Annotated in this window: 8 protein-coding genes; 4 read left to right on the top strand and 4 right to left on the bottom strand. The window is 71.4% G+C overall.

Going from position 1 to position 12,573, the window contains the following annotated elements:
• Positions 1-270 precede the first annotated feature (270 nt).
• Both ACQEWB_RS17940 and ACQEWB_RS17945 read left to right on the top strand, forming a co-directional pair.
• Complete coding sequence (locus tag ACQEWB_RS17940; protein ID WP_432832077.1) at positions 271-2,067, top strand: glycoside hydrolase family 3 protein; 1,797 nt, start codon at positions 271-273, stop codon at positions 2,065-2,067.
• Positions 2,068-2,207: 140 nt separating this feature from the next.
• The gene (locus ACQEWB_RS17945; protein WP_432832079.1) at positions 2,208-2,843 is read left to right on the top strand and encodes a hypothetical protein; all 636 of its coding nucleotides are present in this window, start codon (positions 2,208-2,210) and stop codon (positions 2,841-2,843) included.
• A 35-nt stretch (positions 2,844-2,878) separates the two neighbouring features.
• On the opposite strand, the gene ACQEWB_RS17950 is transcribed toward ACQEWB_RS17945, so the two are convergent.
• Together ACQEWB_RS17950 and ACQEWB_RS17955 are read right to left on the bottom strand one after the other, a co-directional pair.
• On the bottom strand, positions 2,879-4,297 hold the full coding sequence (locus ACQEWB_RS17950) for a S28 family serine protease (protein WP_432832081.1): 1,419 nt from the start codon (positions 4,295-4,297) through the stop codon (positions 2,879-2,881).
• Between the two features lie 73 nt (positions 4,298-4,370).
• On the bottom strand, positions 4,371-4,766 hold the full coding sequence (locus tag ACQEWB_RS17955; RefSeq protein ID WP_432832083.1) for a hypothetical protein: 396 nt from the start codon (positions 4,764-4,766) through the stop codon (positions 4,371-4,373).
• 161 nt (positions 4,767-4,927) lie between these two features.
• On the opposite strand from ACQEWB_RS17955, the gene ACQEWB_RS17960 reads away from it, so the two are divergent.
• Positions 4,928-6,427 carry an eCIS core domain-containing protein gene (locus ACQEWB_RS17960; RefSeq protein WP_432832085.1) on the top strand — a complete coding sequence of 500 codons (1,500 nt, stop codon included), beginning with the start codon at positions 4,928-4,930 and terminating at the stop codon, positions 6,425-6,427.
• A gap of 4 nt (positions 6,428-6,431) precedes the next feature.
• On the opposite strand, the gene ACQEWB_RS17965 is transcribed toward ACQEWB_RS17960, so the two are convergent.
• Entirely contained in the window at positions 6,432-10,163 is a 3,732-nt protein-coding gene (locus tag ACQEWB_RS17965) for an ABC transporter ATP-binding protein (protein WP_432832088.1), read from the bottom strand.
• 234 nt (positions 10,164-10,397) lie between these two features.
• Between ACQEWB_RS17965 and ACQEWB_RS17970 the strand changes: the two genes are divergently transcribed.
• Positions 10,398-11,405, top strand: a complete 1,008-nt coding sequence (locus ACQEWB_RS17970; RefSeq protein WP_432832090.1) for a terpene synthase family protein — start codon at positions 10,398-10,400, stop codon at positions 11,403-11,405.
• Positions 11,406-11,416: 11 nt separating this feature from the next.
• On the opposite strand, the gene ACQEWB_RS17975 is transcribed toward ACQEWB_RS17970, so the two are convergent.
• A complete protein-coding gene (locus ACQEWB_RS17975) occupies positions 11,417-12,568 on the bottom strand; it encodes a sensor histidine kinase (RefSeq protein ID WP_432832092.1) in 1,152 nt (383 codons plus the stop codon).
• Between the last annotated feature and the right edge of the window lie 5 nt (positions 12,569-12,573).

Below are 12,573 nucleotides of genomic sequence, written 5' to 3' on the forward strand. Positions count from 1 at the left end.
CGCAAGCTGCCGGATGAGTCTCCGCCGTGCGGTGTCGGCCCTCGCTGCTGGCTGCGATCGCTGACCTACCCTCTCCGCCGTACTGCGGCCGGCAGCACAGCCGCCATCGGCGCGCCCCCCTCCAACAGCGCCGATGGCGGCACCTCTCTCTCCGCCGGCATCTGCGCGCTCCCTTGACTGGCAGAAACTTCCCGGATATTGCTTCCCGGACGGAAGTTTCCTTCAGTGGATCACTCTGGATCACTGCGGATCACCCCGGAAGGAGCGCACGTGCCCTCCAGACGTACCGTCCTCGCCGCCACGGCAGGCGTCTCCGCGGCTCTGGCCCTCGGCACCACCACCGCCGACGCCGGTACCACCGACGACAAGAAGCTCCGCTCGCTCATCGCCCGTATGACCCTGCCGGAGAAGGTCGGCCAGCTCTTCGTCATGCGGGTGTACGGCGACTCCGCCACCGATCCCGCCCAGGCCGACGTCGACGCCAACCTCAAGGAGATCGGCGTCCGCACGGCCGCGGAGCTGATCGCCAGGTACCGGGTCGGCGGCATCATCTACTTCACCTGGGCGCACAACACCGAGAACCCGCACCAGATCGCCGACCTCTCCAACGGCATCCAGAAGGCCTCGCTGACGCAGCCGCGCGGGCTGCCGCTGCTCGTCACCACCGACCAGGAGCACGGGATAGTGTGCCGCGTCGGCAGGCCCGCCACCCTCTTCCCGGGCGCCATGGCGATGGGCGCCGGCGGCTCCCGCGCGGACGCCCGCACCCTCGGCCGCATCTCGGGCGCCGAGCTGCGCGCGATCGGCGTCAACCAGGACTACTCCCCCGACGCCGACGTGAACATCAACCCGGCCAACCCGGTCATCGGCGTCCGTTCCTTCGGCGCCGACCCGGACGCGGTGGCCGGTCTGGTCGCCGCCGAGGTCGCCGGGTACCAGAAGTCGCGGGTGGCGGCCACGGCCAAGCACTTCCCGGGGCACGGCGACACCGCCGTCGACAGCCACTACGGCTTCCCGGTCATCACCCACACCCGCGACGTCTGGGAGAAGCTGGACGCGGTCCCCTTCCGGGCAGCGGTCAAGGCCGGCATCGGCTCGATCATGACCGCGCACATCCAGTTCCCGGCCCTGGACGACTCCGGCGACCCGGCCACCCTCTCCCACCCGATCCTCACCGGCATCCTGCGCGGCGAACTCGGCTACGACGGGGTCGTGGTGACCGACTCCCTGGGCATGGAGGGCGTACGCACGAAGTACGGCGACGACCGCGTGCCGGTGCTCGCCCTCAAGGCCGGCGTCGACCAGCTCCTCAACCCGCCCGACCTCGCCACCGCCTGGAACGCCGTCCTCAAGGCCGTACAGGGGGGAGAGCTGACCGAGGCGCGGCTCGACGAGTCGATCCTGCGGATCCTGCGGCTGAAGGCGCGGCTCGGACTCTTCGAGAAGCCTTACGTCAGCCGGGCGGGCGTGGACCGGGTGGTCGGCACGGCCGCGCACCTCGCGACCGCCGACCGTATCGCCGAGCGGACCACCACCCTGCTGGTCAACAAGGGCGGTGTGCTGCCGCTGTCCCGGCGGACGCAGCAGAAGGTGCTGGTCGTGGGCGCCGATCCGGCCTCCCCGTCGGGCACGACCGGCCCGCCGACCGGCGTCCTCGCCGGCGCCCTCACCGAACTCGGCTTCACGGCAACGGCGTTGAGTACCGGCACGGCTCCGTCCGCCGCCACCATCGCGCAGGCCGTCGCGGCGGCCAAGGATGCGGACGCGATCGTCGTCGGGACGTACAACGTCACCGCGAACAGCTCCCAGAAGACGCTCGCCGAGCAGCTGGTGGCGACCGAGAAGCCGGTGGTGGCGGTCGCCATCCGGAATCCGTACGACGTGGCCCAACTCCCTTCCGTTCCCGCTCATCTGGCCGCATACTCCTGGACCGACGTCGAGCTCCGGGCGGCCGCGCGCGTGATCGCCGGGAAGGTGGCGCCGCGCGGGAAGCTGCCGGTGCCGGTGCAGCGGGCGGACGATCCGACGCAGGTGCTGTACCCCATCGGGTACGGGCTGTCGTACTAGAGGCGGCGCAGGGGGCGTACGCCACACAACGGGCGTACGACCCCCATAGTGCTCAAAGCATCCCGCGCGTCTGGCGTGCGCCCGCTGTGGCGGGTCACGCTGGATGCGGGTCATCTGGGGAGGTGCCCGGGGGGATTGCGATGCGTGAGAGATGTTCCGCGGGGGTGGTCTGCGCACTGCTGGTACTGGTCGCCGCTCTGCTGACCGGCTGCCAGGCCTTCTCGTCGGCCGCCGAGAAGGACGACGAGCCCAGTTCGACGCCGAGGGCCACCGCCACCCAGCCCTCGGGCTACGGGGCGGTGTTCCTCGCGGTCGACGAGTGCAGCTCGTTCGGCACGTCGAGCTTCACCGAGGTGCCGTGCACGAGCGAGCGGGCGGCGGCGCGGGTCATCGCGCGCTACGACGGCCAGGTGGACAAGGGTCCGCTGTGTCCGGCGACCACGGACTTCGTGCTGCACATCAGCGAGCAGAGCCCGTCCTCCGACGAGGACGGCGACGGCACGGTGCCGCAGGGCTACGCCTGTATGCGCAACCTGGAGCCACCGCACCCCGGCGACCCGGGCGGCGGGGGCGGCCCGCGCACCATCGTCGGCGACTGCGTCTACGGCTCCGGCAGCGGACAGGTCCGCGAGACGGCCTGCGACGGCAGCGCGAAGCAGAAGCCGCAGTACCGGGTGGTGAAGGCGGTCGCGAAACGGTCACTGTGTCCGACGGGGACCGCGCTGTACGTACGGCTGAAGGGCGGGGAACCGGTGGGCTGCGCCCGGCCGGTGTGACCTGATCCGGTCAACGGCCGGGCGCAGCACGGGAGTTACGGCCGCAGCGTGGGCTCGCGCTGCACGTCACGCACGTCCAGCTTCTTGTCGAAGGCGGCCAGCGGCTTCGCCTGGGCGGTGGAGGCGGCCGGGACGCCGGCCCACGCCAGGATGCGGGCGGTGGCGAGCGTCTTCTCGTCCGCCACCAGACCGGCGACGTTGGCGCCGTGGTTGAGGCCGGGCGCGGTGAAGACGTACGCGTCCTTGGAGCCCTTCCCGACGCGGAAGCGCTCCGCGCCCCAAGGGTCGTTCTGGCCGTAGACGAAGAGCATGTGGTGGGCGTTGTGCTTCACCCACGTGTCGACGTCGCGCATCGCGTACGGCTGGAACTTCATCGGGATCGACCGCGGCACGAAGTTCCGGGGCGGCTGGTAGCCGTACCGGATGTACTTCTTCTCGATGTACGGGAAGTGGATGGTGGGCGCGCCGAGTTGGGTGCCCGCCTGGTAGTAGTACGGCGTGTACGGCTCCAGGCCCTGGTCGGTGTAGAAGGAGAAGCCGGAGATCGTGTCGACGGAGTTCCAGATGTCGTCGTCGCTCGCGGTCTTCGCGTCCGCCGGGATGGTGGCGCAGTCGGAGAGCAGGCTGTACTGCCAGAAGCCCCAGACGTAGTCGAGGACGACGGCCTCGTAGGCGCGGTCCAGGCTGCCGATGGTGGTGAAGGTGTAGCCGTTCTCGGCCGCGTAGGCCGCGTACTTCTTCTCCAGCGGCTCCCGGCGCACCAGCGCCTCGCGCTGCACCGCGTCCAGCCGGTCGCGGCACTCCGCGGTGCCGACCTTGGTGAAGAAGCGGTCGTAGGCGGAGTCCTCGTCGTTGACGACGTCGTTCGGGGCGACGTAGGCGACCACGCCGTCCATGTCCTTCGGGTAGAAGCGCTCGTAGTACGTGGCGGTCATGCCGCCCTTCGAACCGCCGGTCGAGATCCAGTTCTTGGTGTAGATCTTCTTCAGCGCCTTGAAGATACGGTGCTGGTCACTGGCCGCCTGCCAGATGTCCAGCTTGGACCAGTCGGCCGGGTCGGGCCGGGAGGGCGTGAAGAAGCGGTACTCCATGGAGACCTGGTTGCCGTCCACGATCTGGGTCGGCTCACGGCGGCTGGGGTTGGTGGAGACGTTGTAGCCGCCGGTGTAGAAGACCGTCGGGCGGCTGACGTCCTTGTGCAGCACGGTGATCCGCTGCTGGAAGGTGCCCTTGGACGGGTGCCGGTGGTCGACCGGCTGGGTGTAGTTCAGGACGAAGAAGCGGTAGCCGGTGTAGGGCTTCTCCTCGATCAGGCTCATCCCGGGTATCGCGAGCAGCTGATCCTTGATGTCGGTGCCGGTGGCCTCCGACTGGGCGGCGGTGGCCGCCCCGGCCGTGCTCAGCGTGCCTATGAGCACGACGAGCGCGAGCAGCCATCTGAGCGCCTTGCGCATGCACCCTCCCCTGTGAGGCAGTTGTGAACCGGAAGCTATCGGAGCAACTGCCGTCACACCAGGGGATGTTGCGTCAGCACAGAATCCAGCCGGAGCTCACCTTGCCCGACCCCACCGACCCCTTGATCCGCACGCACCGGTGTCCGGCGTGCACGGTGATCGGTCCGGCGTGGTGGCTGTACTTGCCCTTGTCGACGACCGGGCGGTTGCCGCGGGCCTGGACGCTGACCGACATGGAGCGCTTGGCCGAGGAGGAGTGCTTGGGGAAGGTGACGGCGCAGACGTACCCCCCGTCGGACTTGTAGACGTACACGGTGCCGGTGGAGAAGGGCAGCTCCTTCACCTTGCGGCCGGGGCAGTACGAGTCGGCCGCCTGCGCGCTGCCCGGCGCGGCGAGCGCGAGCAGTCCGGACGCGGTCAGCACGGCCATGCCGAGCGCGATCCGCCGACGTATCGCACCAGTGTCCACTGTGTCCCTCCCGTGCACCGTCTATGGGCGTACGGGTGTACGGACGCATGACGTACGTCGGATGGTTGCGGGACCTTCGTGCACTCGGGTCTGCCCTCCCGGCTCTTGTAGCGGCCCGCCGACTGTGTGGAGATGCAGGGGAGTCCCGAGGAGGTCCCGCCGTGCACGCCAAGGAACTGCCGGAGAAGAACACCGGTGCCCACCGTCCGCCGGCCCCGTCGCCCCTGGTGGCCGGGGTGGCCGAGGCCGCCGCCGGGACGCACTCCCCGCAGGCGGTCGCCGCTCTGCAGCGCACCGCCGGCAACGCCGCGGTGACGCGGATGATCGAGCTGCAGCGGGAGCGGGCGGCCGGCGAGGAGCACCGGCACGGGGCCGGCTGCGGCCATGAGCCCACCGTGCAGCGGCGGGTCGCCGACGACGTGGGCTCGTTGGTGCGCTCCGGGGGCAGCCGGATGGACGCCTCGCTGCAGCGGGAGATGGAAGGCAGGTTCGGCGGCGAGGACTTCTCCGACGTCTCCCTGCACACCGGCACCGCGGCGCGCGCCTCCAGCGAGGCCGTCGGGGCCGAGGCGTACACCACGCACACCAACCACATCGTGTTCCGCGGCACGGTCGACAAGAAGACCCTCGCCCATGAGCTGGAGCATGTACGCCAGCAGCGCGCCGGCGCGGTGGCCGGCACCGACGACGGCAGCGGGGTGCGGATCAGCGACCCCTCCGACCACTTCGAGCAGTCGGCGGAGCGGGTGGCCGACCAGGTGATGTCCGGCGGGGCGGCGGTGCAGCGCTCGGTCGCGACCGGTGCGGACGGGGAACCCGGCACGATCCAGCGCATGAAGGAGAAGACGGCCAGGAAGGGCAAGAAGGCCGCGGCGGCCCAGGAGCCGGAGGCGGAGCCGGTGGCCGAGAAGAGCGAGCAGGAGAAGATCGTCGATTTCTTCGACGCCCTCGACGAGGGGTTCAAGGCGAAGCCGCCGAACGAGAAGGAACTCATCCTGGAGAACCTCGGCATCGGGACCGCCTACAAGACCCTCGACGCCGTACTGGAGGACGAGGACCTGCCGGGGGCGTTCCGCGAGGAGTTGGGGAACGCGGAGCACGAGCCCGGCTTCCAGACCGCCGGCGAGGGGAACGGCAGGAGCAGCAAATGGGCGGCGGGCGCGGTGACCTCGGCGCACGCGAAGCTGCGCATCGCCTATCCGCACTGGGGCGACCGGACCACCCTGCACCACAAGATCTCCCGCAGCGAACTGGACCGCATCATGGCGGCGGCGGAGCGGGACGGGCCGCAGGCGGCGCCGCTCTTCGTCTTCCTGGACAGGATCCGGGCCGTGCTGGCCTCCACGGCCGAGGACGTCAAGGCGCTGCACAACATGCCCGCCAACCTGGAGATGGGGCCGGCCAGCGACACACGGACGGGCGACCCCGGTTCCGGCACCGACTTCAACATCGAATCGGGCGCGATGACGCCTCGGTCGAGCGCGCTGAACGACGCGCTGAGCCTGGCGGGTCAGCCGACCGTCGACTGGCAGGCCGTCGCGGACAAGCTCGCTCAGGCGCAGCGCATCCAGGAGAAGGAGCACGGCGGCGCGATCATCTCCGCGCCCGTCCTCGCCCGCTGGAAGCAGCGCGGCCCCAAGTGGGAGAAGCAGGACACCTGACCGCTCACCGCGCCGCGCCGACCGGCTCCTCGGGGTCCGGCGCGCCGACGAACGTCCGCCACAGCTCGGCGTACCGCCCCTGAAGGGCCAGCAGTTCGTCGTGCGTGCCGTCCTCCACGACCCGCCCGTGGTCCATCACGACCACCCGGTCCGCGCGGGCCGCGGTGGTCAGGCGGTGGGCGACCACGAGGGTCGTACGGCGGCCCGCCAGGCGGTCCGTGGCCTGGTTGACCTGGGCTTCCGTGGCCAGGTCAAGGGCGGCCGTCGCCTCGTCGAGGAGGAGGACGTCGGGGTCGACGAGTTCGGCGCGGGCGAGTGCGATGAGCTGGCGTTGGCCGGCCGAGAGGTTGCGGCCGCGTTCGGCGACCTCGTGGAGGTAGCCGCCGTCGAGGGTCGCGATCATCTCGTGGGCGCCCACCGCGCGGGCGGCCGCCTCCACCTCGGCGTCGGTCGCGTCGGGGCGGCCGTAGGCGATGGCGTCCCGGACGGTGCCCTGGAAGAGGTACGCCTCCTGCGGGACGACGCCGAGCCGGTGGCGGTACGAGGTGATGTCGAGGGCACGGAGGTCGGTGCCGTCGACCGTCACCCGGCCGCCGGTGGGGTCGTAGAACCGTGCGACGAGCTTCACGAGGGTCGACTTCCCGGCGCCGGTCTCGCCGACGAACGCGACCGTCTGCCCGGCCGGGATCCTCAACTCGATGCCGCCCAGCGCCTCTTCGTCCTCGCCGTACGCGAAGTGCACGTCCTCGAAGGCGACTTCGCCGCGCAGGGAGAGGACTTCGAGAGGCTCGTCGGCGGCCTTGGTGGAGGTCGGCTCCTGGAGGAGTTCCTGGATGCGGCCCAGGGAGACGGTGGCCTGCTGGTAGCCGTCGAAGACCTGGGAGAGCTGCTGGACCGGCGCGAAGAACAGGTCGATGTAGAGGAGGTAGGCGACCAGCGCGCCGGTGGTGAGCGTGGCGTCGTCGACCCGCCCGGCGCCCGCGATCAGCACGGCCGCGGCGGCGACCGAGGACAGCAGCTGCACGAACGGGAAGTAGACCGAGATCAGCCACTGGCCCCGGATGCGGGCCCGGCGATAGCTGTCGCTGCGCTCCGCGAACCGCGCCCCGCCGTCCCGCTCGCGCCGGAAGGCCTGCACGATCCGCAGCCCGGACACCGACTCCTGGAGGTCGGCGTTGACCGACGACACCCGCTCACGGGCGAGTTCGTAAGCCTTCACGCTCGCCCGGCGGAAGAAGAACGTGCCGACGACCAGCGGCGGCAGCGTCGCGAAGACGACCAGCGCCAACTGCACGTCGATCACCAGCAGGGCGACCATGATGCCGAAGAAGGTGACGACCGAGACGAACGCGGTGACCAGACCGGTCTGCAGGAAGGTCGAGAGGGCGTCGACGTCGGTCGTCATCCGGGTCATGATCCGGCCGGTCAACTCCCGCTCGTAGTAGTCGAGTCCGAGCCGCTGGAGCTGCGCGAAGATCTTCAGCCGGAGCGAGTACAGCACCCGCTCGCCGGTGCGGCCGGTCATCCGGGTCTCACCGATCTGCGCCGCCCACTGCACGACCACCGCGACCAGCCCGAGCAGCGCCGCCGCCCACACCGCGCCGATCGCCATCGCGGAGACGCCCTTGTCGATGCCGTGCCGGATCAGGACCGGGAGCAGCAGCCCCATCCCGGCGTCCACGGCGACGAGCCCGAGGCTGACCAGCAGGGGCAGCCCGAAGCCTCGTAGCAGCCGGGTCAGTCCGTACGACTCCTCGGGCCGTACCGCCCGTGCCTCGTCGATGTCCGGGGTGTCGGTGGCCGGGGGCAACGCCTCGACCTGGGAGAGGAGTTCGGGCGTGGCCGGCATGCCTTCCATCGCGGTGTCCCGGGGGACGCGCTCGCCCGCCCACAGCCGCGGGGTGATGCCCCGCTCGGCGTCGAACTCGGCGTCCAGCTCGTCCCGTACGGAGGTGTCCTCCTGGGGGCAGGCGGGCGGGGTGTGGCCGGGTGAGACGCCGCCGAGCTCGTCCGGGTCGGTGAGGAGGCGGCGGTAGAGGGCGGACCGCTGCTGGAGCTCCTCGTGGGTGCCGATGTCGGCGAGGCGGCCGGCGTCGAGGACGGCGATGCGGTCGGCGAGGTTGAGGGTGGAGCGGCGGTGGGCGATGAGCAGCGTGGTCCGGCCCCGCATGACCTCCTTCAGGGCCTCGTGGATCTCGTGCTCGACCCTCGCGTCCACCGCGGAGGTGGCGTCGTCGAGGACGAGGAGGCGCGGGTCGGTGAGGATCGCGCGGGCCAGGGCGACGCGCTGGCGCTGGCCGCCGGACAGGGTGAGGCCGTGCTCGCCGACCGTGGTGCCGTAACCGTCCGGGAGCTCTCTGATGAAACGGTCCGCCTGCGCGGCGCGGGCGGCCTTCTCGATCTCCTCGTCGGTCGCGTCGGGGCGCCCGTAGGCGATGTTGTTGCGCACGGTGTCGGAGAAGAGGAAGGAGTCCTCGGGGACCAGCCCGATCGCGGCCCGGAGGGAGTCCTGCGTCAGCTCGCGGACGTCGTGGCCGCCGACGAGGACGGCGCCGTGGGTGACGTCGTAGAAGCGCGGGAGGAGGAGGGAGACCGTGGACTTGCCGGAGCCGGAGGAGCCGACGACCGCGAGGGTCTCGCCGGGGCGGATCTCGAAGCTGAGCCCGTCGAGGACGGGACTGGTTTTGCCGGGGGCGCCCTCGTACCCGAAGGAGACGTCGTCGAACTCGACCGTGGCAGGCGCGTCGGCGGGAAGCTCCTTCGTCCCGTCCGTCATCGAGGGCTCGGTGTCGATCAGCTCGAGCACGCGCTCGGTGCCCGCCCGCGCCTGCTGGCCGACCGTGAGGACCATGGCCAGCATGCGGACCGGGCCGACCAGCTGGGCGAGGTAGGTGGAGAAGGCGACGAAGGTGCCGAGGGTGATGTGGCCGCGGACGGCGAGCCAGCCGCCGAGTGCCAGCATGGCGACCTGGCCGAGGGCGGGGACGGCCTGGAGGGCGGGGGTGTACGTGCTGTTCAGGCGGATGGTGCGCAGCCGCCCGGCGAAGAGCTTCCGGCCGACCTCCCGCAGCTTCCCGGTCTCCTGGTCCTCCTGCCCGAAGCCCTTCACCACGCGTACGCCGCTGACGGCGCCGTCGACCACGCCCGCGACCGCGGCGGCCTGGGCCTGGGCGTACCAGGTGGCGGGGTGGAGCTTGGAGCGGGAGCGCTTGGCGATCCACCAGAGGGCGGGCGCGACGGCGAGGGCGACCAGGGTCAGCGGGAGCGACAGCCAGGCCATGATCACGAGGGAGATCAGGAAGAGCAGGACGTTCCCGATGGTCATCGGGAGCATGAAGAGCAGGCCCTGGATCAGCTGGAGGTCGCTGGTGGCGCGGCCGACGACCTGGCCGGTGGACAGCTCGTCCTGGCGCCGGCCGTCGAGCCGGGTGATCGTCTCGAACATCTCGGTCCGCAGGTCGTGCTGGACGTCGAGGGCGAGGCGGCCGCCGTAGTAGCGGCGGATGTAGGTGAGCGCGTAGACGGCCACCGCGGCGGCCAGCAGGACGCCGGCCCAGGGGGCCATGGAACGGGAGTGGTCACCGATGACGTCGTCGATGATCACCTTGGTGACCAGTGGGACGAGCGCCATGACCGCCATGCCGGCGAGGCTCGACCCCAGGGCCAGCACGACGTCCTTCGGATACCGCCAGGCGTATCCGGCGAGCCGCCGTGCCCATCCCTGCCGCTGTCCCACGCCGGTACCCTCCGTCGCCACGTCGCACTCTGCCGGAAGGGCACAACGCCGGGGAGCGGTGATTTCATCCCGCCGCAACAATCGGGGGCGGAAACCGGCGCTCTTCGGGACCGCCCTGACGCGCCCCGTGCCTCACCACAAGCACGTACGCCCCCGAGCAGGGCCTGGCGTGCCGTGGGGCGGGCCGGTTCAGTGGAGCGGACGGGTCGCGACGGGCGGACGGGGAACGGTGCGATGGGCGGCAGACCTGCGGATCTCGAACGGGCACGTGAACTGCTGATCTGGTTCCGCGCCCATCTGGAACGGCTGCACGGGCCGGCGCGTGTCCATCCGGACACCGGGGACATCGCGGCCGCGGTGCGGGAGTGGGCCGAGGAGTTCCACATCGCGGACGGGGCGGCGCCCGGCGGACACCGGCTCGACCAGTCCATGCTGGTGCCCTGCTATGTGATGCCGGACGCCCCGGTCGAGGTGGTCGGCATCCTCGCCCGCTACTACGCGTGGCTCGCGGCGGTGAACGACGAGCTCATCTACGCCGACGTCACCATCGAGGCCTTCACGGACGCCGTGGACGGGGTCATGCGCCGAGGGGAGCCGCCCGAGGGCGCGCACCGCCTGGTCCGGGCCGTTGCCGACATCCGGGAGCGTGTGCTGCGGCTCGACGCGTCGCTGGTCCCCGGGTTCGCCCGGGGAGTCCTCGGCATTCTGGGGGCCTGGTGCCGCCGCCGGCACTGGGTACGCACCGGTCGGCTGCCCTCGCTGGCGGAGTACCTGGACTACCGGGCGCTCTGCCTGGCCATCGACGAGGCCTCCCTGCTGCAACGGCTCCAGCCGGATCTGCTGGACCCCCATGAGCCGTACACCTACGGCCTGGCCCGGATCTCGGCGGCGACCGGGCTGCTCACCAGCCTGGTCAACGACCTGATCTCCTATCCCATGGAGATCCGCCGGGGCGAGGAGTTCACCCTCTTCAGGGTCCTGGCCCAGGAGTACGGCATCCGCCCGGAGCAGACCTTCCCGTGCGCCCTCGCCCTGGTCTCCGCCGTCCACCACGACCTCGGGGCCCTGGTCACCGCACTGCACGCCGACGCCAGGGTCGGCGCGACGGAACGGCGCCAGGCCGACGCACTGCTGGCGTGGGTGGACGGAACCTACCGGTGGCATCTCGCGGGCACACGCTACGACTTCGCGGACACGGACGGCCCCGACGCCGGGGCCCTCCGCTATCCGGTGCCCTCGTGAACGCGGGCGCCTCACCGCGGCCGAGACGGCAGGCAGACCCTGATGTCCAGGCCGCCGTCGGGGTTGGCGGTCGCCGTGATCTCGCCGTGGTGGGCGAGGACCACCGCGCGGACGATGGAGAGGCCGAGGCCGGCGCCCTCGTCGGGGGCGGTGCGGCCGTCGTCGCCGCGGACGAAGGGGTGGAGGAGGCGGTCCACCCGTTCCGCCGGGACGGTCCGGCCGGTGTTGGTGATCCGGAGGAAGCCGCCGGCCGGCGTGTGGCCGGTCGTGACGGTGATCCGGCCCTCGGGGTGGTTGTGCCGGACGGCGTTGCCGATCAGGTTGGCCGCCATGCGTTCCAGCAGCACCGGGTCGCCGTGCGTCGGCGCGGGTCGCAGGTCCTGGTGGGCCGTGAGGTGTTTCGCGGTCAGCCCCGTGGTGGCGGCCGCCAGTGCGCCCGCGGCGACCGTGGCGAGGTCCACCGCGCGGGACTCGCCCAGGCCCGCGTGGCTGTGGGCCAGCGCGAACAGGCCGTCCAGCGTGCGGCGGCTGCGCTCGGCCGCGGTCCGGACGTCCTCGGCCATGGCCAGCAGTTCCGTCCGGTCGGGTTCGCCGTCGAGGGTCACGTCGATCGCGGTGCGCATGGTGGCGAGCGGGGTGCGCAGCTCGTGCGCGGCGTTGGCGGTGAACAGCCGCTGGCTCTCCAGCGCCCGGTCGCGTTCGGCGATGCCGCGCTGGATGCGGTCCAGCATCCCGTTGACGGTCTCGGCCAGCGCCGCGAGCTCGTCGCGCGCGGGACTGACCGGCATCCGGTCGGACAGGTTCTCCGCGGACAGGCGCCGCGCGGTGGCGGAGATCGTGCGGATCGGCCGCAGTATCCGGCCGGCCAGCAGCCAGCCGAGCAGGATGGCCAGCAGGGTCACGGCGGCCAGCGCGATCCACTCCTGGCGCACGAGGGTGGCGAGGGTGTCGTCGCGGACCTGCCGGGCCAGCTCCGAGGAGTCCAGCGGTGGCGGTGGCTCGGTGCCGCTCGGTGTGGCGGTGTACCGCACGACGGTCCTGCGCTCACCCAGGCTCCGGCGCGTCAGCAGATAGGTGAAGAGGCTGAGCAGCGCTCCCGTGATCAGCACCAACGCGGTGTAGAGCAGGGTGAGTCGGCTGCGCGCGGTCGGGCGCAGGGACATCGACG

Source organism: Streptomyces sp. CA-249302 (genome assembly GCF_050936785.1).
Taxonomy (GTDB): Bacteria; Actinomycetota; Actinomycetes; order Streptomycetales; family Streptomycetaceae; genus Streptomyces.

Coding starts and splice junctions, on each gene's coding strand:
- ACQEWB_RS17945 (WP_432832079.1), top strand. CDS start 2,208: ATGCGTGAGAGATGTTCCGCGGGGGTGGTCTGCGCACTGCTGGTACTG.
- ACQEWB_RS17950 (WP_432832081.1), bottom strand. CDS start 4,297: ATGCGCAAGGCGCTCAGATGGCTGCTCGCGCTCGTCGTGCTCATAGGC.
- ACQEWB_RS17970 (WP_432832090.1), top strand. CDS start 10,398: ATGGGCGGCAGACCTGCGGATCTCGAACGGGCACGTGAACTGCTGATC.
- ACQEWB_RS17975 (WP_432832092.1), bottom strand. CDS start 12,568: ATGTCCCTGCGCCCGACCGCGCGCAGCCGACTCACCCTGCTCTACACC.